Genomic DNA, 24,536 nt, shown 5'->3' on the forward strand with positions numbered 1-24,536 from the left:
CAACAAGATTTATATGTGCTGATCCGTTTAGCTCCGCCGCCGGTCTCATGCATTCACAATGCACTGTAGACAGCCGATGCCAAGTTCTGAGACCGCGACAGGTTGTAGGATTGGCATCTTTGCGTATGATTTAGTGCAAGTTGCTTTTATTATATATTCTCGGAGTACGATCATTGTGGACGCATCGCCATCCTTACAGAAATTTTGAGCTTACACCCGAATACATTCAGGAGCGTGGTCAGCTAACCCTTTCGCGTGCGCTGAACGTCCGGCGCGTGATCGGGTTTGTCGGCTCGGGAGCAACTGCTGCATACGGTCGACCCAGTTGGCGTACGCTGGTGGATAAAGCGGTCAGGATCGCCAGGCAAGGCGGAACCAAGAGGGTGGTTGATCCCGTCGGAGAAGCGTTGGAAGCTGCGATCGAGCAATTCGGAACGCCTCAGAACGCGAAGCCTGATGATCTGGTGGTGATGCTTGCGTTGGCAGAAAACTTGGCCCGAAAACGTAACCGGACCGCTGAATTCCGTCAGGCGATCGCAGCCGAGCTGGTGAAATCGCGCGAAGACGCGCGAATGGAAACCGATGAGGCGCTCAAGTGGCCAGAGGACGGCCCGCATGCCCTGAAGACCCGGGCGGAACCGATACAAACGATGCTCAGGGACCTGAAAGTCTGCCGTTTCTTGACCCTCAATTATGACGTTGAAATCGAACGGGAACTCGAAAAGCACTTTCGTACCTCGGGTGACAGGGAGTTCAGTCGCCGGCAGTCGCTATATTCGGAGTTCGAGGAACTGGCCTCAGGCCAAAACGCGGCGACGATCAAGGATATCGATGAAGCCATTCCGGAGGCGAAGAAGGAAACCGAAGAAACAGTGTTGCGGGCGATCATATTGTCTCTGAAGCAGAACGATAAAAACCTGCACATCGCACGTATCCTGGAAGATGGGCTTAAGCGTATCCGGCGAGGCTCGAAATTCGAAGACGCCTTGAGTCACGAAGACGGATTGGGAAAATCCGTCCTCTCGGTCACCCTTGGCCCGGACAATGTTGGCGATCTAGTTAATTTTTCGCTTTATTCCCGGGAATACGGGGCTCAGGTTTTTCACCTTCATGGCCGCTATGATCAGCCGGAACACATGGTGCTCACCGAAAAAGACTATCAGAACACCTATCTAAGATCCGGTGAAAAAAAGGAAACTTTCGACGAGGCTTTGTCGGCGGTGTTTGAAGGGAACGATGTGCTGTTCGTCGGTGTCGGGATGCAAGAAGCTGACATGATGCGGCCGTTGCGCCAATTCGTCAGCCAAGACCGCTCGCCGGATTTTTCGAAGCGGCATGTCTACACGCTGATGGAACGGCAGTGCGGGATTGACAGGGGAACTGCGTTTGGATCGGTTGAGCGATTTTTCGACAGCCATTTCGGGTCAACGAGCGGTGCTGGTCGCGCCGATCGGCAGACGGATACGGCACAAAGTTTGAAACTGAGTACACAATTCGGGATCTACACCCTCTTTTATGGCGATGAAAGAGTTTCGGGGTTCGACTATCCTGTATTGCGTTTCTTGCGGCTAGCCTGCCAGACCCTGAATCTGGTTGTCGGGAACATCAATCAATATGAAGTTTTTAGACCGGTTCTTGAAGCGTTTGCGACTAAAATTGGGGACCTCAAGAAAATCGAGCTAAACGCACATGAAACCCCAAGTATTTCGAGTAAATTACTTGAAGACGCTGAGTTGCAACAGATCCAACTGGCGTTTCGTTCTGTTTCGCCCGATTGGTCGTCCGACAAGTGCAGGAAGGCCAAGAAGTTCACCGGTACTCTTGAAAGCGAAATTCGGGCGAGAGCACTGGATCGTGCCCTTTATGACCTTGGGGAAAAACGCAAACGCTGGTGGTCGGACTGGCGCTTGACGCCGGCAGCACGGAATGCGCGCTTCGGTAAAGCATATTCGGAAGAGGATACAGACGCAAAATTTCCCAACATGGCGCGGCATCGGCCAGATTATGATTCCTGGATAGTCAGAGATCCCAACAGCTCTGAGACGCCGGAAAGACCTCCGCTCGAAGATGATGTTGATAAGATCGCGGCACTGAGACGGCTACGTTCTCTCGCGAGGAAAGTTGCGGACCGAACGCAGGAGGCAGATGAAAAGACTTATCCGTCCAGGATGCCGGGGGCATCAAGGTTCGGTCGCCGAGTCGTACGCGTTTCGATGCCGCGCGGCGCTGGCAAAGGGTCGTTGCTGCATTTGCTACGTGAGGATATCTGTCGGAATGACCTGACAAGAAACAGGTTCGTGCTGGATACTCTTTTTAGTCAGTCCGAGAAGACCGGTCGACCGGGTGTAGTGTTCCGTTATCACGGATCGTTCATGCTCCATCTCAGTTTTTCGATGGAGTTCGCTTCGGTAATTGATGCCCTCAGAATATTCTTCGAGGACGCGCTCGCTGGCCTTGTGGAAGATCGCGCACCTCAGGCAATCGAGGAATTGGTGAAGCTACTCGCCGAGTGGCGTTCGAACCAGATTCCCGAGCAAGACGAGCCTGATGAGATTGGACTGCTCCGTGCGGTGCTTGACACCAGTCTTTCACCCGATGGGGAAAGCTACGGGGGAAGGATTGGCGCCTTTCGAGAAACAAGAGACACGCAGGAGCCGTTCCGGCGCGGTCATCGGTTGGACCAGCTTCGTAGCGCCATCGACGCCTTTCAGATGCTCGCCGCGCGCGTAGATCCGCATTTACGTGTTTGCGTGATCATGTCAGGGCTCGACAAGCTCTGTAACGTCAACGGGGAGGCCTACAACCCAATGTATCGTGCCTTTTTCAGGCTGCTCACCGGAGAAGGCAGCAAACGAGAGCACGAGTCCAATCCGCTTGTGCCTATGGATCTGGTGTTGATTTCGGGCAGTCCGGGGCTGCCGTCGCGCTACCTTAGCGAGCAGAAGTCCAAGGACGAGGTTCTGACCGATATTGAATCCAAAGGACTGTCCTATTCGCCGGGCTCGGAATGGAAGCCCTATCATGGGGGGGCGCTGATGTTGCGCGCCTGGAAAGAGTTGCCAGCAATTGGTATCGCCGACCGATATTGGTTGCGAAAATCCAAGTGCAAATCCGCGTTCGTCAATGCCCTAATCGAAAATGGTCAGGAACGCGAGGGCAAATGGAACGCGTTGCACTACAACGCTACGATTCGAAATATTCTTGCAAAAAATGTGGCGCTGTCCTCCTGGTGCGCAGGGGCTTTCGAGACCTATTGCCAAGGCAAGGCAGATCCCGAAGAGGACTTGTCGGAACGTTCATGCGAGTTTCTTAAACAACTGGATGATGCTGCGGATCGGGCCGGGATAGCAGGCGTGATCGGCTTCGTCTTCGAAACGCATAAGCGCAGTTGGTACGAACAAGATGCCGAGACCGCTTCACCAATCCGCTCGAGTGCGAAAGCGGACCTCGCCTTTGCGATCATGAGTCACTTGTCGCTGTTTCCAATGCCCGTGGAACCGCGGGTCCTTTACGGGTGTAACGAAATTTATTCAGTCTTGCATCGGATTGACACCGGGAAAGGCAACGCTGCCGACACGGATGGTGACGCGTTCAGCGCTCCTGGAGAAGAAGGAGCAGAAGATGGGAGCGGTCGGCCCGTAGTGTCCGAACAACAAGAGCACGAAGGTAGGCGCGGGAAGGCAAGAAGCCGTTGCCTCGCGATCCTGAATGAGATGCTGGAAGAGTTGTTCAAGGCTCATCTGATCATCAAGGTAAAACCTAAACCTGCGTACTTTAAATCGGGGACGACAGAAGACTGGCAAAAAATTTGGGAAAAGGTTCATGCGCGTTATACCGTTCAGCACCAACTTCGAGATTATATCGGTCACCAGATGGATCTATTCGTCCCCGATCAGGGCGAGCGCAACTTCTTTCAATTGTCCCTCTATTGCGATCAGCCGCGTGACCTGCCTACGCCGACCGAAGCGCACTATCGAATGATCCGCGCGCTGATGGAGAGGCAGATCCAGCAGTGCAGAAACACCTTATGGTGTCTTTACCAGTGGGAGCCGGGGCGCAAACCCGGGCAGACCGAGCACCAAAAACCACTTGCTCCCTTGGCTGCCAGCGGCATGCTCAGGCGGCTTCAGCCCGATGATGCAGACGAAAAAAGCCGGGAGCTCGACCCGACCCTCGCTTCGTTTCATGCGCTGCCACAAAGAATACGTGCGCTCTACGGATTGATGCGTGGCGGCTTCTCGATCGGCGCCATTTCACGTCTTCCCGGTCTCAATGACGAACCAAACCCGGATGAACCCTTCGTGCGGTTTCGCGGCTGGTTACGCGGGATCACCAATGCTGCGATAGCGATGAATCTTCTTGAAGACAAGCTGGATCTCATAACTGCCAAGGCCATGCGGGAGGAAATGGCCGGGGCGTCGAACGGAACGAGCGTCGAGCACTCCGTCGTTCTAAAAAAACTCGGTCAGGGTGCCGAAGACGACACCCTGACATGCAAAAAATTCTTTCCGCACAGGATCGCGCAGCCGCTTTACCGCGACGAAATCGGCTGGCTTTTGAACGAACGCGGTTTGATCGCCTTTGTCCAGGGCCAATTGTTCGACGCCATTCCCCTGTTCGAGCGGGCGGCGCAGGTCATGCAGCACCGCAAAGACAACGAGAATGGCGATCCCGCCCTCAATGCGGCTGTGCGCCGCGTGCAACTGAACCATTCAATCGCCATGATCGAGCGTGGCAATATGTTCAAGGCGCGGGAGATGATAGAAGGTCTGCTGCTGCCAAGCGTTGGGTCCGAGCATCCGGGAAGCCAGGTCAGTTGGATCGGTGAGGGCTATCTTGGCCTGATACGGCATCTGGCAGGGGATAGAGCAATTGCCAAAGAGAAATATCTCAGGCTGATCCGCAAGGCCAACGAACAGGAAATGCCGCGCCTGGTCAGCATATTCAACCGGCACTTGGCCGACGTCCACAACAGCCAGTTCGAATTCGAACTGGCACGCGCGGCTGCCGATGACGCAATTGGCGCAGCACTTCAATCAGAACAACGCGACATTCTCTGGTATTGCCGTCTGACGAGACTGCGCATCTCTCTGGCCGAGGAAACCTTGTCCTCGGAGGAGAACGGCAGGACTCTGGAGGGCGCGCTAGAATACGCCCGGTCGATGGGGTTGAACAAGCTTGAGATCACTGCCTTGATCGCGCAGGGCCAGGTTATGCTGAAGCAGGGAGAACGGGTCCTGGCAGGACGGATTGCGGCTAGGGCAGCCGCGCTGGCGAACCGCTGTGGACTGCGGCTCCTCAAGATCGCAGCCCTGACGGTTTATGGCGAGGCCCTGATTATGCGCCAGCAGTATCATCTAGCCCTGAAGATTCTCTCCGAAGCACACCGCGAATCCGAGCGGCGCGGATACCAGAACCGATCTGGACAGATCACAATCTTGCTGGAGAAAATTCCTTCCCATATCGTTGCGGAATGATTTTGGCAAAACGGTGAGGGTTTTGTTGACCCGGTTCACCGAAAATAAGAAAAACCCCGCCTCCCTTTCTGGGAGACGGGGCCTAGTTCATCGCGGGGAACGCGAAGGTCGTTTCTGCTTGTAAGCCTGCTTATGCCTGCAGGCGGGATCTGACTTCCTTGCGGAGTTCGTCGATAGGCGATTTTGTCGGGCCGTCCTGGGTGTGCCAGAAGGTCCAGCCATTGCAGGCTTCCTGGCCCTGGACCAGCGCTCCGACCTTGTGGATCGAACCGGTGTGGTCGCCCGATTTGAGCGAGCCGTCCGCCCGGACGATGGCCAGGTGCTTGCCCCTGGAACAGCTCAGTTCCGTTCCCGGCGCCAGCAGGCCGCTTTCCAGCAGGGTGCCGAAGGGGATGCGCTTCAGGGAGCGTTTTCCCTGCTGCATTTCCAGTGCTTCCGCATTGCCCGGCTCGATCGCCTTGATGCGGGCGGTGGCGGCGTCGATATAGTCCTGCTCGCGCTCCACGCCGACGTAGTTGCGGCCGAGTTTCTTGGCGACCGCACCCGTCGTGCCGGTGCCGAAGAACGGGTCGAGAACGACATCTCCCGGCCTGGAGGAAGCGGTCAGGACCCGGTAGAGCAGGGCTTCCGGCTTCTGGGTCGGATGCACCTTCTGGCCCGCACTGTCCTTCAGCCGTTCTGAACCGGTGCACAGCGGCAGATGCCAGTCGGAGCGCATCTGCAGATCCTCGTTGAAGGTCTTCAGCGCGTCGTAATTGAAGGTCGGCTTGGCATCCTTGGATTTCACCGCCCAGATCATCGTCTCATGGGCGTTGGTGAACCGCTTGCCGCGGAAGTTCGGCATCGGGTTGGACTTAAGCCAGACGATATCGTTCATGATCCAGAAACCGAGATCCTGGAGCATCGCCCCGACCCGGAAGATGTTGTGATAGGAGCCGATCACATACAGCGAGCCGTCCGGCTTCATCACCCGGCGCGCGGCGAGCAGCCACGCGCGGGTGAAGGCATCATAGGCCTGAAAGCTGTCGAACTGATCCCAGTGATCGTCGCAGGCATCCACCTTCGACTGGTCGGGTCTGTGCAGATCGCCGCCCAGCTGGAGATTATAGGGCGGATCCGCGAACACCAGGTCGACCGACCGGGACGGCAGCTTTTCAAGGGCGGACACGCAGTCGCCCTTGAGGATCGTATTGAGCCAGGAAGCGCTTGCCTCCGGCTTATCTGATTGGTGGGGTGCCGCGAAGGACACCCCGGTACGCAGTACACTCATTGCGACGCATTACCTCACGCAATTTAGAGTGTCATGGTTACCGGTTTTGGTAAATCAGGTGTTAAGCGGATGGAACAAAAATTATCATTGAATCAATGGTTTGTTTACAATGGTAAAAGTTAAATGAGAGGTTAATGGCCGCTCCCGGTCGAAAACGCCAGAATTCTGCTGATTTCATTGAGGGTACGACCGGAAGTTGTCTTCCATTCGTTAAACATTGCCTGAATCGCCTTCAGGTTTTTTTTCGACATAGCGGCATTCTCAATGACATTTTCGCGGATAAGGGCGTTAACCACGTCGCCGGACAGGATGAAACTCTCCTTGCCCATGAAGCGCAGGGCGATTTGTCCGGTGTTGCCGCCGAGCCGGCTGCCGCGCTTTTTCAGGATCTCCATCAGGCCGATCTGGTCGCTTACCGGATAGCGGGCGAAAAACCGGGCAGCGCTGCCATGTTCGGCGGCCAGATCTTTCAGAAAGATGGCGTTGGCCTGAACGGACTTGATCTTCATGGCGTTGCGGACAATGCGCTTGTCTTTCAAAAGCGCTTCGAACGCTTCATCCGGCAGGAAGGCGAGGCGGGCGACATCGAACCCCTCGAAAACTTCCTCGAACCCCGGCCATTTCCGATCGATCACCTTCCAGCTGAAACCTGCCTGGAACACGCATCTGGTGAACATGGAGAGCCAGTGGTCGTCGCCAAGCTTTTCCAGCTCTTCCTCGGACTTTGGCGGATTGTGTTCGGCCAGCAGCGCCGCGAGCTTGTCCGCGCCACCCTTCTTTTCCGCCGCGAGGGTTTCGATTTCTTCGAAGGACCGCATTCGGTTTTTCTCCGCATTCGCCGTTTCGGCCAGGCCGTATGCAAAAGACCTGCAACAACATGCAGGGATGAGGCCGGTTAATTTCTAATTTCGACCCTATCGCCCCCCGACCTGCCTTGTCCGTTCAAATTTGCGCAGGGCGAGCGACAGGGTGATGGTCATCATCAGGTAGATGAGCGCGACCACGTTATAGGTCTCGAAATAGCGGAAGGACCCGGCCGCGTAGATCTTGCCGAGCTGGGTGATGTCGGCAACGCCCAGAACCGAGACGAGGGAACTGTCCTTGATCATGGCGACGAAATCGTTGCCGAGCGGCGGCAGGATGGTCTTCAGCGCCTGCGGGAAGACGATCAACCGGAACCGCTGCCAGCCGTTCATGCCGAGTGCCTTCGCGGCTTCTATCTGCCCCGTGTGGACCGCCTGGATACCGGCCCGGAAAACCTCGGCGATAAAGGCCGAATACCCGATGGTCAGGGCGGCGACGGCCCGCCACAGCAGGGGAAAGTCGCGGGTGCGCATCGCATCCAGTCCCACGGGCTCCAGAATGGCGTTGATGCCGGCGACGATCAGCGGCGTGGCGACGAAGGCGATATAAAGCAGCAGCACCAGGATCGGCAGCCCGCGCACGATCTCGACATAGAACCTTGCCGCCTGCCGCAGGAAGATTGAGCCGGAGAGGGAGGCGAGCGCCAGAAACAGCCCCAGAACCGAGGCCAGGAAGAAGCCGGTCAGGGTCACGAAGACGGTCAGGCCGATACCGCGCGAGACCGTCGCCATCACCTGCGAATAGATCTCGTCGGTCGCGATCCGGAAAAGCAGAAAGACGGCAAGTCCGCCGGCGGCCACAAGCCAGTAGGGAAAATCCTGTTTCGGAATAGTCGTCTGGTTTTTCTTGCCGAACATGGATCTGTCCCGGGGTGCTTGAGGTGAGCGGGTGGTGTTCCTGAATGGGCCGCGGAGTGCCGAGGCGTCAACGCGTGGGAACGAAAACACCGGCCGAGGCGCGCGTTTCACAGCCTCCTCTTTTGCATTCCGGTCAAGCGAAGCGCAAGCTGGGAACGGTGAGCCTCCAAAACATCAATTGAATGAGCTCCGGCTCACCGGTCTCCGCGTCGCGGCGTTCGCGATGACCTGGTTTGCGGGGATATCTACTGCTTTCTCCGCGCCGCCCCGGCCTTGAGCCGGGCCTGCCGCGAGACCCCGGCTCAAGGCCGGGGCGGCCAGGTAATGAGGGCGACCTCGGGATTGAACAGTGACGGATCTGACGACCAAACAGAGTTCGACAATAGTGGTCGCAAGACAATAGTCCGGCGCCTGCCAAAAGCGATTTCCTGTCCGGAGGAGAAACGCTTCATGGAGTTGCAATCGAAGAGGGTCATGCAGAAAACCTCATTCCTCATTCGATCGGAGCTGGCGTTTATTCGTCCACCTTGTAGTCGAAGAACCATTTCTGATTGAGAGCGTCCAGCGTGCCGTCGGCGCGCATGCTGGAGATCGCCGCGTTGAACGGTGCGATGAGGTCGGAATTCTTCGGGAAGATGAAGCCGAAATCCTCAGACCCCATAGGTTCGCCGATCAGCTTGAACGTATCCGGATTGGTGGCGACATAACCCTCGCCGCCGGTGCTGTCGGTCAGTACCAGATCGACGTCTCCGGATTTGAGCGCCTGCACGGCGGCTCCGAAGGTTTCGAACAGTTTGATGCGCGGGTTGGCCTCGTCACCGTCCAGCACCTCATAGACAGTGACGTAAAAGGGCGTCGTACCCGCTTGGGCACCGGCAAGAAAATCTGGGTTTGCGGCAAATTCGCCGGCATCGGTGAAGCGGTCCTCACCGGCGCGCACCAGCATGAACATTTCCGAGCGCATGTAGGGGTCTGAGAACGCGACTTGTTCCGCGCGGTCCGCACGGATCGTGATGCCGTTCATGGCGACGTCGTATTCGCCTGCCGAGATGGCCGGGATCATCGCGTCCCAGCTTGTGTTCTGATAGGTCACGGTGATGTTGAGCCGCTTGGCGATTTCCGCGATCGCGTCATACTCCCAGCCGACGGCGACGCCGGTCTTGGGATCGACGAACTGCAGCGGCGGATAGGTGTTTTCCGACGCGATCACGACCTCCCGCCCGCCCAGATTCGGAAGCGTTTGGGCAATTGCGGAAAAACCGCTTCCGATCAGGGTGGCGGTGGCGACCGCAAGGCTCACGATGGTACGATACATGGGAAGCTCCTCGTCAATATCACGGAGAACATTAGCGGCATCCCGAGCCGTGGAAAAGGCCGTAGAACGCAGTTCAGGGAACGTGTTGCAAAGTTTTTCCCCATGCGAAAAAACATTCAAATTCCGTTGCCGGTTCTATTGACCGCAGAGAAACTTGGCGGGACTGTAAACCCATAACAACAATAAGGAGACGGTCTATGTCCGATAGCACCAGCAGGAACCTGCAGCCGGTGGTCCGCAGGACCCGCTTCGCCCCCGGTCATCCGCTTGAAGTCTTTACCGACGCGGACAAGGCGGTGGAGCGGCTGATCGAGATCTTCGAGGCGAACACAGGCTTCCTGCGGTCCCATTTTCACGATCTTCTCGAGGGCAGGGAGATCGAGGGGAAGGTGCGCGCCTTCTACCCGCAGGTGCAGATGGTGACGGACAGTCACAGCCGTCTCGACAGCCGGCTCTCCTACGGTTTTGTCTCAAGGCCGGGCAGGCACGCCTCCACGATCACGCGGCCCGACCTGTTCAAGCATTATCTTCGGACGCAGTTGTCGCTGCTCATGAAAAACCACGAGGTGCCGGTTCTCATCGGCGACAGCGAAATGCCGATCCCGCTGCATTTCGCCTTCTATGACGGCACGCATGTGGAAGGCGGGGCGGCGGCCGCAAATCTGGACAGACCGCTCGCCGACATCTTCGATCTGCCGGATCTCACGGTCATGGACGATTCCATCGCCAATGGAACCTATGAGCCGAGCGACGGCGTCATGCCTCTGGCGTCGTTCACCGCGCCGCGGGTCGATTATTCCCTGCACCGGTTGCAGCACTACACGGCGACCCGGGCGGAGCATTTCCAGAACTACGTTCTTTTCACCAACTACCAGTTCTATATCGATGAGTTCTGCCGCCTGTCGGCGGAATTGCTCGCGGACCCCGAGAGCGGGTATGAGGCTTTCGTCGCTCCGGGAAACCTGATCACGCAAGCAGGGTGCAGCGAGCCCGCCAGTGGCGTCGAGCTTCCCAAATTGCCGCAGATGCCGGCCTATCATTTGAAGCGGGCGGATGGCAGCGGCATCACCATGGTCAATATCGGCGTCGGCCCGTCCAATGCCAAGACGATCACCGATCACATCGCCGTTCTGCGCCCGCATGTCTGGCTGATGCTCGGCCACTGCGCGGGGCTGCGCAACAGCCAGACGCTGGGCGACTATGTTCTTGCCCACGGCTATGTACGCGATGACAACGTGCTCAATCAGGACCTGCCCATCTGGGTGCCGATCCCGCCGCTCGCCGAGGTTCAGGTGGCTCTGGAGGATGCGGTCGCCGAGGTTACCGGCATCGACGGCTATGAACTCAAGCGCGTGATGCGCACGGGCACGGTGGTTTCGCTCGACAACCGCAATTGGGAACTCTGGGACCAGCCGGAACTGGTGAAGCGGTTTTCGCAGTCCAGGGCGATCGCGCTCGATATGGAATCCGCCACGATTGCCGCCAACGGTTTCCGCTTCCGTGTGCCATACGGAACGCTGCTGTGTGTGTCGGACAAACCGCTGCACGGAGAACTGAAGCTTCCGGGCATGGCCACGGACTTCTACAAGCGCCAGGTCGCCCAGCACCTGGAGATCGGCATCAGGGCCATGGAGAAAATGCGCGCCATGACCGCGGAACGCCTGCATTCGCGCAAACTCAGAAGCTTCGCGGAAACAGCGTTTCAGTGAGGTGATCGAATTGGCGACAGGGAGCGGTTTTACCGCCGACTCTCGTGAAGAAGCCTCGTCGCTTTGGTTGAAAGTGCTTGAAAATCAGTCGCTTATATAGGGCTGCCAGGTGACGCAGGTAGAGCGAAACAAAAAAGCCGCGGACGCCATAAGCTGTCCGCGGCAAACAGGGCATGGAAGAAGAGGCTATTACTCGGCTTCGTCCGCGGGAGCGGCGTTCAACAGGCCGTAACGCTCGACACCGATATTTTCCAGCAACTCGAGCTGGGTTTCCAGGAAATCGATATGGCCTTCCTCGTCCGAAAGCAGTTCCTCAAAGAGCTGCATGGAGACATAGTCGCCTTCCGCGCGGCAGATCTCGCGGGACTTGGAATAGGCCGTACGGGCGTCATATTCGCCGGCCAGATCGCATTCCAGGACTTCCTTGATGTTCTGGCCGATGCGAAGCGGCGCCAGCTTCTGCATGTTCGGATGGCCTTCAAGGAAGATGATGCGGTCGGTGATCTTGTCCGCATGCTGCATTTCCTCGATGGATTCCTCGCGCTCTTTCTTGGCGAGGCGCTTGAAGCCCCAGTCGCTCAGCAGGCGGTAGTGAAGCCAGTACTGGTTGATGGCACCCAATTCGAGAAACAGGGCTTCGTTGAGACATTCGATAACTTTTTCGCTGCCCTTCATGGCAAGGCCTCCAATGGTGATATGACTCTACTTTAGAATCATTCTATATTTTGTCCAGCGGTGATTTGACTCATGGCGTGAAATTGTCCGGTTGGTCTCACCGTGACCTCTTGTCCATCCCGGAACTTTCCGCCGCTTTGACGCAGGTCAAGGGAATGAACCGGATAATTTTCATGAGCCCGATTTCCCCGATCCCTGTTCCAGCGCTGCGGCAAGAGCCTTTCGCATGACGGTCGGAAGGGCTTCGCCGTCAAGCATGTCCGGCAGCGACCACCAGGCGCCTTTCAGGCCTGGAGTTCCCGATGCCTCGAGATCGGCGCGGAAGATATCAAGCCGAAGGTGAAAATGGGTGAAGGTATGCCTGACCTCGGCTGTCTGCCGTGTCCACGCAGCGGGGAAAGGAGCGCCCGACACCGCGTCAGCCCGGTCGAAGGCCTCCGACCAGTCCGAGCCGGGTACTTCCGTCATGCCGCCAAGAAGTCCGCTGGGCGGGCGGCGGCGCAGCAGCACGGCACCGGTTTCCTTGTCGACCGCGACAAAGGCGGCGCCGTAGCGGGTCGGTTTTTCCTTCTTCGGTGCTTTGCGGGGCAGGGTTTCGACCATGCCGGAACTGTGTGCCTGGCACGCGGTCATCCACGGGCAGAGTGCACAGGCCGGCCGCCTTGGCGTGCAGATCGTGGCCCCCAGATCCATAACGGCCTGCGCGAAATCGCCGGGGCGGATCTGCGGGGTCAGGTCGGCCATCCGCGCCCTGATTACCGGTTTCGCATCTGGAAGCGGCGTTTCGATTTGGAAAAAACGCGACAGCACCCGCTCCACATTGCCGTCGACCACGGCCGCGTGCCGGTCGAAGGCGATGGTGGCGATTGCGGCGGCCGTGTAGGGACCGATGCCCGGAAGCGTTAAAAGGTCTTCCTCGGTATCGGGAAAGCGACCCTGAAACTCCGCCGCGACGGCATCGGCGCATTTTTTCAGGTTGCGCGCGCGGGAATAATACCCGAGCCCCGCCCAGGCTTTCATCACGTCTTCTTCCGGAGCCGCGGCGAGATCTTCAACGCTCGGCCACGCCAGCGTGAATTTCTCGAAATAGTCCTTCACTGCCGCCACGGTCGTCTGCTGCAACATGACTTCCGACAGCCATATCCGGTAGGGATCGGGCACTTCGCCGAGCTTGCGGTTCCGCGGGCTGACGCGCCAGGGAAGGCGCCTTGCATGACGGTCGTACCAGGTCAAAAGGGTTTGGGCGGCGGAAGCAGAGCACATGAGATCAGCTGAATAAGTGTGGTTAAATGATATGGCAAGACACTGGATAGCCTGGGGAAAACTTTGGTCTCAGGGTCATGCTGTTCGCATTGGTGAAAGTATTCGTCGTCATTTTGTCTTATTTTATTGGGACACATCATCCCGATTCCTGAAACGGGCCGGTGAAAAGGCAGATCCTGCCGGTCGTGTCCCGGTTGAATGAGGAGGTAGGTCATAAGCGCGGCAAAGGCAAATCCGGTGCGCAGGCCGAAAGAGCCGAAACTGCTTGCCGAGCTTGTCGGCAAGGCGATGACGCCTGCCTGCAGAAAGCGTGGTTTTGCCTCCGTCGATATCGTCGCCTCCTGGGGGGATATTGTTGGCGAGCGCTACGGCACGAAGGTCCAGCCGGACCGGCTGATCTGGCCTCGCCGTCCGGACCGCAGCGATCCGGAAAACCCGCCCGAGCCAGCTACACTGGTCGTCCATACCGATGGCGCGACAGCGCTGCTTCTGTCCCACGACAGCGCGCAGGTGATCGAGCGCATCAACATGTTTTTCGGCTGGGCCGCGATCAGCCGCATCAAGATCCTGCAAAAGCCGGTCACGGTAAGGACGCCCGAACCCCGCAGGGAGCTCCGTTCCCTTACCGGCTCCGAGGAACAGCGTCTCGAGGAACGTCTGGAAGGGGTGGAGAACGACCGCCTTCGCCAGGCGCTGAAGAAGCTCGGCGCCCAGGTGATCGCGCGCAACCCGGACCAGGCCGCCTGAAACCTCGACGCGCTCTGCGAGCGGCGAATTACAGCCGGCTGATAAAAACTCCGTGAGACCGGCCTTTCCTGCGTCCTCTGTGTTGCCACATTTGAAAAGCCCTGTTGACGCATCGTGCCTTAAGAGGCACATGAGAAAACAGAATTGGCACAGCTGGAGCATTCTGCGTTCATATGGACGCCAAGAGGATGCTCCCAAACTTCAAGATCGATCGGCTTTCCTGCTTCCAGGTGAGAAAACCGGAAAGCAGGTCGATCCAAGGAACAGGACGAACCCGTGACCCAGACCCGCAGACAGTTTCTCAAAACCACCGCCCTGGCCGTCGTCGCGCTCGGCCTGGCCGGAACCTTTCCGGCGCTCGCGCAATCGGTTGATCTGGACGAACTGCTGAAACCGGGTCCGCTCGGCGACAAGGTGCTGGGCGAGGAAGATGCGCCGGTGACCATCGTCGAATACGCGTCCATGACCTGCGGCCATTGCGCGAATTTCCACAAGCAGACCTATTCCGACATGAAGAAGGACTATATCGACACCGGCAAGGTCCGCTTCATTTTCCGTGAATTTCCGCTGGATCCGGTTGCCGCCGCGGCCTTCATGCTGGCGCGCTGCGCACCGGCCGACAAATATTTCGAAATTGTGGACATCATGTTCGAACAGCAGCGCAGCTGGGCCTTTACGGACAATCCCTACCAATCCCTGCTCGACTTTTCCAAACAGATCGGATTTACACAGGAGTCCTTTGAGGAATGCTTGACAAACCAGGGCTTGCTGGACGCAGTAAATGCTGTGAAGGATCGCGGCGCCGGTGAGTTCGGTGTGAACTCCACGCCGACATTCTTCATCAACGGGGAAAAGCACTCCGGGGCGCTGTCGATTGACGAATTGGGCAAGATCGTTGAGGAAAGCCTTTAAGCCGGCGGCTTTGCCACCGGCCGCCATGGCGTGTCCTGATCCCGCTCCCGGTCTTTCGGCGCCCGGCTTCGCAAGAGGTGGGCGCCGGTGAAGTTTTCCAAACTCCGTATCGTCGGTTTCAAATCCTTCGTCGAACCGATGGAATTCATCATCGGCAACGGTCTGACCGGCGTGGTCGGGCCGAACGGCTGCGGCAAGTCCAACCTGGTCGAAGCGCTGCGCTGGGTGATGGGCGAAAATTCCTACAAGAACATGCGCGCCTCCGGAATGGACGACGTGATCTTTTCCGGCAGTCTGAACCGGCCGGCGCGCAACACCGCTGAAGTCACCCTTTATCTCGAAAATCTCGACCGCACGGCACCGTCCGCCTTCAACGACGCCGACCTGCTGGAAGTCAGCCGCCGGATCGAGCGCGAGCAGGGGTCGAACTACAAGATCAACGCTCAGGATGTGCGCGCGCGCGACGTGCAGCTGCTCTTCGCCGACGCGTCCACCGGCGCCCGCTCTCCCGCCATGGTGCGTCAGGGCCAGATCGGTGAACTGATCGCCGCCAAGCCGACCGCCCGCCGTCAGATCCTGGAAGAAGCCGCCGGTATTTCCGGGCTGCATTCCAGGCGCCATGAAGCGGAAATTCGCCTGCGGGCCGCCGAGCAGAACCTGGAACGCCTGGAAGACGTGCTCGTCCAGATCGACAGCCAGCTCGACAACCTGCGGCGCCAGTCCCGGCAGGCTTCGCGCTACCGGAATCTGTCATCGGAAATCCGCGCGGCGGAAGCCTCGATCCTCTATATCCGCTGGACGCAGGCCCGCGAGGCGCTTTCAGCGGCCGAGACCCAGTTCGCCGAAGCGCAAAAAGACGTGAACGAAGCGACCGGCCTGCAGGCGGAAAGCGCCCGCATTCAGGCGATTGCCGCGCACAAGCTGCCCGAACTCAGGGAGGAAGCCGCCGGCGCCGGTGCCGCCCTGCAGCGTCTGGTCATCGCCCGCAACGAGCTGGACGCGGAAGAACGGCGGGTCAAGGAACGCCTGCAGGATCTCGAACGGCGGCTGGTTCAGCTTGTCGAGGACATCCGCCGCGAACAGAGCATGATTTCGGAAAATGACGAGGTGCTGGAACGCCTGTCGGAAGAGCGCGCGGAACTTCTGGAAGAAAACGAAATGGTGCAGGAACGCACCGAAAGCGCGCGCGAAAAGGTGGCGGAGGCCGAGGACGCCGTTCGCATCCTGGAAGCCCAACTCTCCGAGCTGACGGCCGCCGAGGCGCGCGCGAGCGCCGAGCGCCGCCAGTTGGAACGCGCGGTCGCCGACAGCCGCCAGCGCGCCGACAGGCTGGTGGCCCAGGCGCAGGAAGCCCAGCAGGCACTGGCGGAAATCGATGCGCGCATGGCCGAGCATGACGGCATTGCCGACCACCGGGACGCTCTGGAACTCGCCGAAGAAGCGCTTGCGGAGGCCGAGACCGCCGTCGAGGAGGCCGAGACGCTGACACGAGAGGCCCGCGAGCGGGAGCAGTCCGCGCGCGGCCCGCTGAGCGAGGCCCAGCAAATGCTGCAGGGCCTTGAGACCGAGGCCCGTACCCTGGAACAGGTGCTCAACGTTCATTCAGAACAGGATCATACGCCGGTCGTGGAACAGATCCGGGTCGAGCAAGGTTATGAGACCGCCCTCGGCGCCGCGCTGGGGGAGGATCTGGATGCCTCTCTGGAAGAGGCCGCCGCCGTCAAATGGGGCAGCCCGCTGCCGGCGGGAAGCGATCCACAACTGCCTGAGGGTGTGCGTTCGCTGGCCGATTTCGTCGATGCGCCAGAAGAGCTCTCCCGGCGCTTGCGTCAGATAGGCATTACCGATCAGGCGCAGGGGCAGGTTCTTCGCGCCGCGTTGAAGCCGGGGCAGCGGCTGGTCTCGACGGAAGGGGACCTGTGGCGCTGGGACGGCTTCGTGATCGCGGCCAATGCGCCGACACCCGCCGCGCAGCGCTTGTCCCAGAAGAACCGGCTGGCGGAACTGGCAGACGAAATCGAAATGGCCCGCAGAACGGTGGAAGACCGGAAAGAGGTGCTGGAATCGGCCGCAACGCGTGTCCGCCAGACGGTCGAGCTTGAGCAGAGCGCCCGCGGCAAGGTCCGTGAAGGTCAGCGGCAGGCAGCTTCCGCCCGCGAGACCCTGCTCGCCGCCGAACGCGCCGTTTCCCAGCTCGCCGCCAGGAAGGAAGCCGCGCAGGATAGCGCCGGCCGCCTCGCTGAAGACGCCGAAATGGCGCGTGAACAGGTAATCGAGGCCGAAGAGCGACTTGAGTCGGCCCCGGACGGGACAAGCTACACGGACCGGATCGAGGATCTTCAGGCTCAGGTCGGAACCGCGCGCGGGGCCCTGGCGGAAGCACGTGCGGTGTCGGAAGGCCTGGCGCGCGAACAGCAGATGCGGGACCGGCGCCTGGAGGCGATCGCCCGCGAATATGACGGCTGGAAAACCCGTGCCGCCAACGCCGCCCAGCAGATCGCCGTTCTGAAGGAGCGCCGGGACGAAGCGGAAGAGGAGAGGGCGGAGCTGATCGAGGCCCCCGAAGACATCGAGATCAAGCGCCGGGAGCTTTTTACCGCCATCGCGAAGGCGGAAGAAGAGAAAAAGGCCCGCGACGACCGGCTTCAGCAGGCCGAGCTGGATCTTTCGGATGTCGACCGTGCCGCCAAGGTGGCGATGGAGGCCATGGCCGGCGCGCGCGAGAAGAAGATTCGCGCCGAGGAACGCCTGGAAGCGGCCCGCGAGCGCAAGAGCAATCTGGAACGGCGGATCGACGAGGATCTGGAAGTGTCCGTCGCCGCCCTGCCGGAAATCGCCGGCCTGAAGGAAGGCGCGCCGCTTCCCGATCCCGATGCAACGGAGCGCAAGCTGGAGCGGTTGAAGGCGGAGCGCGAACGCCTCGGCGGCGTCAATCTGCGGGCCGAGGAAGAGCTGCGCGAAATCGACGAACAGAAAACGACGCTGACATCCGAGCGCGACGACCTGATCGAGGCGATTCGCCGTTTGCGCACGGGCATATCCAACCTCAACCGCGAAGCACGCGAACGCCTGCTCGCATCCTTTGAGGTCGTCAACGGGCACTTTCAGCGGCTGTTCACCCATCTTTTCGGTGGCGGCACGGCTGAACTGCAACTGGTCGATTCCGACGATCCACTGGACGCCGGACTTGAAATCATCGCCCGTCCGCCGGGCAAGAAGCCGCAGACCATGACCCTGCTTTCGGGCGGCGAACAGGCGCTCACCGCCATGTCGCTGATCTTCGCGGTTTTCCTGACGAATCCGGCGCCGATCTGCGTACTCGACGAAGTCGACGCACCGCTCGACGACGCCAATGTGGAGCGTTATTGCGATCTGCTCGACGAAATGGCGGCAAGCACGGAAACCCGCTTCGTGGTCATAACCCACAATCCGATTACTATGGCCCGCATGAAGCGCCTGTTCGGGGTGACGATGGCGGAACGCGGGGTTTCCCAGCTGGTTTCGGTGGATCTGGAGACAGCGGAACGATTCCGCGAAACAGGCTAAGACCGCATCTGCTGCGGCAGTGCCGCAAAACCTTATGCAACTTAGGTCTCGACCGAATCTCTTCTGTCTGGAAAAATCCTTTGTTTTCAATTGGATATAGTTTGTTTAAGGCTCCTTGACACGACATGTGGTGCCGACTATGGTGCGCGCGGCTTAAGGGGCTCCCCTGTTGTTTGGATCTGACAAGTCGGCACGGGCTGAGGACTTATGAACATGTCTTCGCACAACGGCGATAAGGAAGATCGGGCGGCAGGAATCCCGGAGGCTGGTCTGTCGGAACGGCGGGCCCAATTGAACCGGAAGCTTGACGACGTGAAGGCGGTGGAACAAAAAGCCGCCCGGAAATCGCAAAGCAGCTCATCCGGATATGCGCAGGCAATGAAACTTTCTTCGGAGTTCATTGCGGGCGTGCTGGTGGGGGCCGGGATCGGTTGGGTTGTCGACCAGTGGTTTGGAACATCGCCTCTCGGGCTGATCGTTTTCCTGCTGCTGGGCTTCGTAGCCGGTGTCTTGAATGTTCTGCGCTCGGCCGGTGTTGCCGAGCAGCCGGACGGAAAGATCCAGCGCGATAAAGGCGTTCACAAGGACGGATCGGACTAGGGTTTTGTCGCGTCTTCGGGCGCATTGATTATGAACGAGCGAAGAAGGCTGGCCGGTGGCGAACGATCCGATCCATCAGTTCCAAATCCAGAAGATCTTTCCGATTGAAGTCGGGGGTATGGATTTCTCTTTTACCAATTCTTCGCTGTTCATGGTTTTGACCGTGGCAGCGACGTGCGCGTTTCTGATCTTCTCGACCAGCGGCCGCGGCCTTGTGCCGTCCCGCCTGCAGTCGGTGTCGGAAATGGCGTATGAGTTCGTGGCGGGCACGCTGCGAAGCGCGGCGGGAACCGAAGGGATGAGGTTCTTCCCGCTGGTGTTCTCGCTCTTCATGTTCGTGCTTGTCGCAAACCTCTTCGGAATGTTCCCGTATTTCTTCACCATCACCAGCCACATCATCGTGACCTTCGCGCTGGCGATGCTGGTGATCTTCACCGTGATCATCTACGGCTTCATGCGCAACGGCATGAAATTCTTCAAACTCTTCGTTCCCAGCGGGGTGCCTGTCGCACTTCTTCCGCTGGTGACGCTGATCGAGGTGATCTCGTTCCTTTCGCGTCCGGTCAGCCTGTCCGTTCGTCTTTTCGCGAACATGCTCGCAGGCCACATCACGCTGAAAGTCTTCTCGGGCTTCATCGTCAGCCTCAGCGCCCTTGGTGCGGTCGGCATCTTCGGATCCATCCTGCCACTCGGAATGACGGTCGCCCTGACGGCGCTGGAATTCCTGGTCGCGTTCCTGCAGGCCTATGTCTTTACGGTCCTGACCTGCATGTATCTGAACGACGCCATTCACCCTTCACACTAAGGGTCATCCAATCACACGGCCTTCGCGCCGCGCGTGAGAAAATCTGCAAACATCATCTAGGAGCACGTGTCATGGAAGCAGAAGCAGCAAAATACATCGGTGCCGGTATCGCATGCCTGGGCATGGGCGGCGCCGGTATTGGTCTCGGCAATATCTTCGGTAGCTATCTCGCCGGCGCCCTGCGCAACCCGTCCGCTGCTGACGGCCAGTTCGGTCGCCTGATCTTCGGCTTCGCCGTTACAGAAGCTCTGGGCATCTTCTCGCTGCTGGTCGCCCTGATCCTCCTGTTCGCTTGATCGCTCATCCGCAGCGACTATCGATGCGACTCCGGTGGCGGCGCTCTGGTGCATCCGGCGTTCGAATGAACGCTGACAGGATGCGCTAGCTCTTAAAGAGCGATCGACTTTGCGGCATTCTAATGCGTTCGCGCGTGAATGCCGGTTGATCCAAGCGCCGTCCAGCCGGATTTAGGAGACAGGAAATGGCAGGCGAAACGCATTCGACCACAGAAGGCACGCACGAAGCCATAGAAGTGCCGGCCGCAGAGCATGGCGCGGGCTTCCCGCCGTTTGACGTGACCACATTTGCCTCCCAGCTATTGTGGCTCGCCATCACCTTTGCCGTGTTCTACTGGATCATGAAGAACGTGGCGATGCCGCGGATCGCAGGGATTCTGGAAGACCGCGAGGACCGTATTGCCGGTGATTTCTCCGAGGCCAACCGCCTGAAGGAAGAAACCGACGCGGCGATTGCCGCCTATGAGCAGGCGTTGGCTGAAGCCCGCAACAAGGCGCATGGCATAGCGAATGACACGCGGGCCAAGCTGAAGGCCGACAACGAAACTCGCCGCGAAAAGGCGGAAGCCGGGCTCGCTGAAAAGCTCAAGGCGGCGGAAGCCCATATTGCCGGCATCAAAACCGAGGCCCTTTCCCAGATCGGGGAAATTGCCGGAGACACCACGTCAGCGCTCGTCGAGAAGCTGATAGGCAAGGCTCCGACCAAGACCGATCTGACCAAGGCGCTGAAATCGGCGATGAACTGAGGAGACCAGCATGGACGCTACATTTTGGGCCGCGGTCGGTCTCGTTCTTTTCTTCGTCCTGATCATCTACATCAAGGTTCCGGCCAAGATCGGGGCTTCCCTGGATGATCGCGCCGAAGCAATCCGCAAGGAGCTGGACGAAGCGCGCAAGATGCGTGACGAGGCCCAGGCTCTTCTGTCGGAGTATCAGCGCAAGCGCCACGAAGCCGAAGGCGAGGCGGAAGCCATTATCGCCGAAGCGAGCTCGGAAGCCGAGCGCCTGACGGTGGAAACCAATCAGGCCCTGGAAGAGATGATCGCCCGCCGGACCAGGGCCGCGGAAGAGAAGATTGCCCAGGCAGAGACCCAGGCAATCGCCGAGGTCCGCGCCAGGGCAGCCGATCTTGCCGTGGCCGCGGCCGAGGAAATCCTGACGGCCAAGGTCAAGGACAAGGTTGCCGACGACATCCTTTCCAAGAGCATCGCTCAGGTGAAAGAACGGTTGAACTAGATCAACCGGCTTTGAAGTGGCGCTACTTGAAAGCCGAAAGTTGATCGACCTTAAAATATCGGCGTCTTCCGCGTTCAGTCGAATGCGGAAGACGCCGAATCTTTTCGTGCATAGCGAAAAACCTGAAAAGCGGCCCTTGTGGCCGCTTTTTTTGTTTTTGCGCCCCGGCCGCATGGCTGCGGTAAAAACCCGTCGATGCATCTAAAAAGAGTAGTGACGCAACGTAACTCATGTTAAGGTGGCTATTGTAAATTTTTAATTTCCAATTTTTTAATGGAGAATTGTCATGGGCGAATGCAAGGCGAAATCCCTGCCGATTGAAGAGGTCATGGAGCGCACGAAGAAGGTCGTCTTTCGCGCGATAGAAGAACAGTCGAACATACGGAATGGCGACATCGAATTTGAAATGTTGATCAATCCGACGACACTCGGTTTCAGGATCAGGGAGGAACTCATGAAAGAAGTAAGTTCCCTGGAATTGTCGAAACTGTCGAGCCGGATCACCAGCGAACTTGAAATTCCCTCCCTTGAGGCTGAGGCCGTGGCCATCATTCGCGATGGCCGGATCACAGTGGGCTACAGGCCGTATTGAGGGGGCCGAGCGATGCCCACCAAAGAAAGGGCAGGCGGCGAAGATCTATCGTGTCCAAGCTCCCAGCCCGCTTCGGCGGGCGCCAGGGTGATCGGGCTCGTCGAACATGAAAACGGCGAACCGCGTGTTGCCTATCTGAACGGGGAGCTGCCGGTTACGCCTGAGTTGCTGGCGCAGGCAGCTCCGCTGGAAGCGACAACCGTTTTTCGCTTTGGCGCTGCTTGCGAGACGTCCAGTTGTGTCCATTTCGGAAACGGAAATTGCCAGCTGGCGAAACGGATACTGACCGGCCTGGAGGAGGTTGTCGACAGCCTGCCGCCATGCGTCCTTCGCAAGTCCTGCCGCTGGTACGCCCAGGAAGGCGCTGCAATGTGCAGGCGATGCCCGCAGATCGTGACGACCTCGTCCGGCAAGGACGAAACGATAAAGGCGGTCGCGGACGGATAGACCGCCGTAGGCGGATGAATGGTCCCGTGCAGGGACCTGACATGCAACGCCGCGGGGAGGCAGGCGCTGACATTCACCGTTCTTCGGTGCCTGTCACTTCTGCTCCCCCGCCGCCAGTCGCACCGGCTTGAACGACATCCGGTGATGCGGCGAAGGGCCAAGCTTGTCGAGAGCGGCCTGATGCTGTGGTACGCCATACCCTTTGTGCCGGGCAAAGCCGTAGCCCGGACAGTGATCGTCGAGCAGAACCATCATCCGGTCGCGCGTGACCTTGGCGACGATGGACGCCGCGGCAACGCAAAGGCAGCGGCCGTCTCCCTTGATCAAGGCCTGGCCCGGTTGTTTGAGCCCTCCCGGGACATCCCGCCCGTCAACCAGCACATAGGCCGGGGGGCCTGGCAGCCCGTTCACAGCGCGGACCATGGCCAAAAGGGTCGCTGCGCGGATGTTGTACCTGTCGATGGAGGCAGGTGACGCACTGGCGACGGCAACATGGGCGCTTGCAACGATCTGCTCGAAGAGCTTTTCCCTGGCGGCCTCGGTGAGTTTCTTGGAATCGTCCAGTCCTTCCGGCACCCTGTCATAGTCCAGGATGACGGCGGCGGTGACCACCGGGCCCGCCCAGGGGCCGCGTCCGGCTTCATCGACACCGCAGATCAGTCCGTCGAATGAAGCCGCGTGTTTGCGTTCGAGCTTGAGATCCAGCCCGTCGGAAAAGGCAAGGTCGAAGAGCGAATGGCCGTCGGTCATGTACGCGAATCTGCCGTGGGCGGCAGCGCGGCGCAAGCCGGTTGCCTAAAAGAGGTTCAGTTGCACACCGCCTTTTTGCGGCTGTACGAAGTCGTCCGCATTCAGCTTCTTGCGGCGCAGGTTCAGCCCCAGGCGCTTGGCGGCAAGCGAAAACCGTTTTGAAATCTGATCGGCGTAAGGGCCCCGGCCGCGCATGCGTTCACCCCATTTGGCATCGTAATCCTTGCCGCCGCGCATGGAACGGATGAGGTTCATGACATGCTGGTAGCGGTCCGGCCTCTCCCGCAGGAGCCAGTCGCGGAAAAGTTCGGAAACCTCCAGCGGCAGGCGCAGCAGGACATACCCGGCCTCCGCCGCGCCGTGCTCCGCGGCGGCTTCGAGCAGTCTTTCGATTTCGCTGTCGGTCAGCGCGGGAATGATCGGCGCCATCATGATGGAAGTGGGTATGCCCGCCTCCGAAAGGGCTTTTATGGCGCCAAGGCGTTTGTGCGGCGCGCTGGCGCGTGGCTCCATCGCCCGGCAGAGCTTGCGGTCGAGCGAGGTCACCGACAGGGCAACCTTGACGAGGTTACGTTCCGCCATACGGGCCAGGATATCGATATCCCGTGTCACCAGGGAGGATTTGGTGACGATCGCCACCGGATGGGCACAGTTTTCCAGAACCTCGAGAATTTCGCGCATCAACGTATAGCGGCGCTCAAGCGGCTGGTAGGGGTCGGTGTTGGTGCCGATGGCGATCACGCGCGGCGTATAACCCGGCTTGGAAAGTTCGCGCTCAAGAAGCTGGGCCGCATTCGGTTTGGCGAAGAGGCGCGTTTCGAAATCCAGCCCGGGAGAAAGTCCCAGAAAGGCATGGCTGGGGCGGGCGAAACAGTAAATGCAGCCATGTTCGCATCCCCTGTAGGGATTGATCGAACGGTCGAAGGAAATATCGGGTGACTCGTTGCGTGTGATGATCGTCCGCGCGCGTTCCTCCTGAACGTGGGTCTGCAGCGGCGGCAGATCCTCAAGGCTGTCCCAGCCGTCGTCGAAGCTTTCCCGGGAAAGCGGTTCGAACCTCCCGGTCTTGTTCAGGGCGGCCCCGCGGCCGCGCCTGCGCTCTTCCGGCAGGCGGGCAGGTTCCATGTCCGGGTTTTCCGGGCATGTGGCTACCTGTATAGGTTGAATTGTCGATT

Annotated in this window: 20 protein-coding genes; 12 read left to right on the forward strand and 8 right to left on the reverse strand. The window is 59.2% G+C overall.

What is annotated here, in order from left to right; translation table 11 throughout:
• Window positions 1–173: 173 nt before the first annotated feature.
• Entirely contained in the window at window positions 174–5,477 is a 5,304-nt protein-coding gene (locus tag CLV41_RS05995) for an SIR2 family protein (protein WP_146048518.1), read from the forward strand.
• 130 nt (window positions 5,478–5,607) lie between these two features.
• Here CLV41_RS05995 and CLV41_RS06000 read toward each other — a convergent pair whose 3' ends face one another.
• From CLV41_RS06000 to CLV41_RS06015, 4 genes are all read right to left on the reverse strand, one after another.
• Window positions 5,608–6,747 (reverse strand): site-specific DNA-methyltransferase, encoded by a 1,140-nt coding sequence (locus tag CLV41_RS06000; RefSeq protein WP_103221266.1) that lies wholly within the window; start codon window positions 6,745–6,747, stop codon window positions 5,608–5,610.
• 131 nt (window positions 6,748–6,878) lie between these two features.
• Window positions 6,879–7,565 carry a DNA-3-methyladenine glycosylase I gene (locus CLV41_RS06005; RefSeq protein ID WP_103221267.1) on the reverse strand — a complete coding sequence of 229 codons (687 nt, stop codon included), beginning with the start codon at window positions 7,563–7,565 and terminating at the stop codon, window positions 6,879–6,881.
• A 96-nt stretch (window positions 7,566–7,661) separates the two neighbouring features.
• Window positions 7,662–8,468: an amino acid ABC transporter permease gene (locus CLV41_RS06010; protein ID WP_103221268.1), complete on the reverse strand. Its 807-nt coding sequence runs from the start codon at window positions 8,466–8,468 to the stop codon at window positions 7,662–7,664.
• 514 nt (window positions 8,469–8,982) lie between these two features.
• Window positions 8,983–9,783 carry a transporter substrate-binding domain-containing protein gene (locus CLV41_RS06015; RefSeq protein WP_103221269.1) on the reverse strand — a complete coding sequence of 267 codons (801 nt, stop codon included), beginning with the start codon at window positions 9,781–9,783 and terminating at the stop codon, window positions 8,983–8,985.
• Window positions 9,784–9,980: 197 nt separating this feature from the next.
• On the opposite strand from CLV41_RS06015, the gene CLV41_RS06020 reads away from it, so the two are divergent.
• Entirely contained in the window at window positions 9,981–11,492 is a 1,512-nt protein-coding gene (locus CLV41_RS06020; RefSeq protein WP_103221270.1) for an AMP nucleosidase, read from the forward strand.
• Window positions 11,493–11,681: 189 nt separating this feature from the next.
• Here CLV41_RS06020 and bfr read toward each other — a convergent pair whose 3' ends face one another.
• On the reverse strand, window positions 11,682–12,167 hold the full coding sequence (gene bfr / locus CLV41_RS06025; protein WP_103221271.1) for a bacterioferritin: 486 nt from the start codon (window positions 12,165–12,167) through the stop codon (window positions 11,682–11,684).
• Window positions 12,168–12,338: 171 nt separating this feature from the next.
• A complete protein-coding gene (gene mutY, locus CLV41_RS06030) occupies window positions 12,339–13,430 on the reverse strand; it encodes an A/G-specific adenine glycosylase (RefSeq protein ID WP_103221272.1) in 1,092 nt (363 codons plus the stop codon).
• A gap of 237 nt (window positions 13,431–13,667) precedes the next feature.
• On the opposite strand from mutY, the gene CLV41_RS06035 reads away from it, so the two are divergent.
• The 10 genes from CLV41_RS06035 to CLV41_RS06080 all read left to right on the forward strand — a co-directional run bounded on the left by CLV41_RS06035 (window position 13,668) and on the right by CLV41_RS06080 (window position 22,611).
• Complete coding sequence (locus tag CLV41_RS06035; protein WP_208987299.1) at window positions 13,668–14,177, forward strand: DUF721 domain-containing protein; 510 nt, start codon at window positions 13,668–13,670, stop codon at window positions 14,175–14,177.
• A 276-nt stretch (window positions 14,178–14,453) separates the two neighbouring features.
• On the forward strand, window positions 14,454–15,089 hold the full coding sequence (locus CLV41_RS06040; RefSeq protein WP_103221273.1) for a thioredoxin domain-containing protein: 636 nt from the start codon (window positions 14,454–14,456) through the stop codon (window positions 15,087–15,089).
• Between the two features lie 87 nt (window positions 15,090–15,176).
• Window positions 15,177–18,635, forward strand: coding sequence for a chromosome segregation protein SMC (gene smc / locus CLV41_RS06045; RefSeq protein WP_103221274.1), 3,459 nt, complete (start codon window positions 15,177–15,179; stop codon window positions 18,633–18,635).
• Between the two features lie 213 nt (window positions 18,636–18,848).
• Window positions 18,849–19,235, forward strand: a complete 387-nt coding sequence (locus CLV41_RS06050; protein ID WP_103221589.1) for an AtpZ/AtpI family protein — start codon at window positions 18,849–18,851, stop codon at window positions 19,233–19,235.
• A 55-nt stretch (window positions 19,236–19,290) separates the two neighbouring features.
• A complete protein-coding gene (locus CLV41_RS06055; RefSeq protein WP_103221275.1) occupies window positions 19,291–20,040 on the forward strand; it encodes a F0F1 ATP synthase subunit A in 750 nt (249 codons plus the stop codon).
• A 71-nt stretch (window positions 20,041–20,111) separates the two neighbouring features.
• Window positions 20,112–20,336, forward strand: a complete 225-nt coding sequence (locus CLV41_RS06060) for a F0F1 ATP synthase subunit C (protein WP_068407233.1) — start codon at window positions 20,112–20,114, stop codon at window positions 20,334–20,336.
• Window positions 20,337–20,521: 185 nt separating this feature from the next.
• Complete coding sequence (locus CLV41_RS06065; RefSeq protein WP_103221276.1) at window positions 20,522–21,082, forward strand: F0F1 ATP synthase subunit B; 561 nt, start codon at window positions 20,522–20,524, stop codon at window positions 21,080–21,082.
• A gap of 10 nt (window positions 21,083–21,092) precedes the next feature.
• Window positions 21,093–21,572 carry a F0F1 ATP synthase subunit B family protein gene (locus tag CLV41_RS06070; RefSeq protein ID WP_103221277.1) on the forward strand — a complete coding sequence of 160 codons (480 nt, stop codon included), beginning with the start codon at window positions 21,093–21,095 and terminating at the stop codon, window positions 21,570–21,572.
• A gap of 286 nt (window positions 21,573–21,858) precedes the next feature.
• The gene (locus CLV41_RS06075) at window positions 21,859–22,164 is read left to right on the forward strand and encodes a hypothetical protein (protein WP_103221278.1); all 306 of its coding nucleotides are present in this window, start codon (window positions 21,859–21,861) and stop codon (window positions 22,162–22,164) included.
• Between the two features lie 12 nt (window positions 22,165–22,176).
• Window positions 22,177–22,611, forward strand: coding sequence for a hypothetical protein (locus tag CLV41_RS06080; RefSeq protein WP_103221279.1), 435 nt, complete (start codon window positions 22,177–22,179; stop codon window positions 22,609–22,611).
• Between the two features lie 93 nt (window positions 22,612–22,704).
• Here CLV41_RS06080 and CLV41_RS06085 read toward each other — a convergent pair whose 3' ends face one another.
• Complete coding sequence (locus CLV41_RS06085; RefSeq protein ID WP_103221280.1) at window positions 22,705–23,361, reverse strand: ribonuclease HII; 657 nt, start codon at window positions 23,359–23,361, stop codon at window positions 22,705–22,707.
• Between the two features lie 45 nt (window positions 23,362–23,406).
• On the reverse strand, window positions 23,407–24,486 hold the full coding sequence (locus tag CLV41_RS06090; RefSeq protein WP_235867066.1) for a PA0069 family radical SAM protein: 1,080 nt from the start codon (window positions 24,484–24,486) through the stop codon (window positions 23,407–23,409).
• Between the last annotated feature and the right edge of the window lie 50 nt (window positions 24,487–24,536).

Source organism: Roseibium marinum, assembly GCF_002906165.1.
Lineage (GTDB): Bacteria > Pseudomonadota > Alphaproteobacteria > Rhizobiales > Stappiaceae > Roseibium > Roseibium marinum.

What these genes read in the sequence shown, in the direction of transcription:
- CLV41_RS06000 (WP_103221266.1), bottom strand. Translation starts at nt 6,747, where the DNA reads ATGAGTGTACTGCGTACCGGGGTGTCCTTCGCGGCACCCCACCAATCA.
- CLV41_RS06005 (WP_103221267.1), bottom strand. Translation starts at nt 7,565, where the DNA reads ATGCGGTCCTTCGAAGAAATCGAAACCCTCGCGGCGGAAAAGAAGGGT.
- CLV41_RS06010 (WP_103221268.1), bottom strand. Translation starts at nt 8,468, where the DNA reads ATGTTCGGCAAGAAAAACCAGACGACTATTCCGAAACAGGATTTTCCC.
- CLV41_RS06015 (WP_103221269.1), bottom strand. Translation starts at nt 9,783, where the DNA reads ATGTATCGTACCATCGTGAGCCTTGCGGTCGCCACCGCCACCCTGATC.
- CLV41_RS06020 (WP_103221270.1), top strand. Translation starts at nt 9,981, where the DNA reads ATGTCCGATAGCACCAGCAGGAACCTGCAGCCGGTGGTCCGCAGGACC.
- bfr (WP_103221271.1), bottom strand. Translation starts at nt 12,167, where the DNA reads ATGAAGGGCAGCGAAAAAGTTATCGAATGTCTCAACGAAGCCCTGTTT.
- mutY (WP_103221272.1), bottom strand. Translation starts at nt 13,430, where the DNA reads ATGTGCTCTGCTTCCGCCGCCCAAACCCTTTTGACCTGGTACGACCGT.
- CLV41_RS06050 (WP_103221589.1), top strand. Translation starts at nt 18,849, where the DNA reads ATGTCTTCGCACAACGGCGATAAGGAAGATCGGGCGGCAGGAATCCCG.
- CLV41_RS06060 (WP_068407233.1), top strand. Translation starts at nt 20,112, where the DNA reads ATGGAAGCAGAAGCAGCAAAATACATCGGTGCCGGTATCGCATGCCTG.
- CLV41_RS06065 (WP_103221276.1), top strand. Translation starts at nt 20,522, where the DNA reads ATGGCAGGCGAAACGCATTCGACCACAGAAGGCACGCACGAAGCCATA.
- CLV41_RS06070 (WP_103221277.1), top strand. Translation starts at nt 21,093, where the DNA reads ATGGACGCTACATTTTGGGCCGCGGTCGGTCTCGTTCTTTTCTTCGTC.
- CLV41_RS06075 (WP_103221278.1), top strand. Translation starts at nt 21,859, where the DNA reads ATGGGCGAATGCAAGGCGAAATCCCTGCCGATTGAAGAGGTCATGGAG.
- CLV41_RS06080 (WP_103221279.1), top strand. Translation starts at nt 22,177, where the DNA reads ATGCCCACCAAAGAAAGGGCAGGCGGCGAAGATCTATCGTGTCCAAGC.
- CLV41_RS06085 (WP_103221280.1), bottom strand. Translation starts at nt 23,361, where the DNA reads ATGACCGACGGCCATTCGCTCTTCGACCTTGCCTTTTCCGACGGGCTG.
- CLV41_RS06090 (WP_235867066.1), bottom strand. Translation starts at nt 24,486, where the DNA reads ATGGAACCTGCCCGCCTGCCGGAAGAGCGCAGGCGCGGCCGCGGGGCC.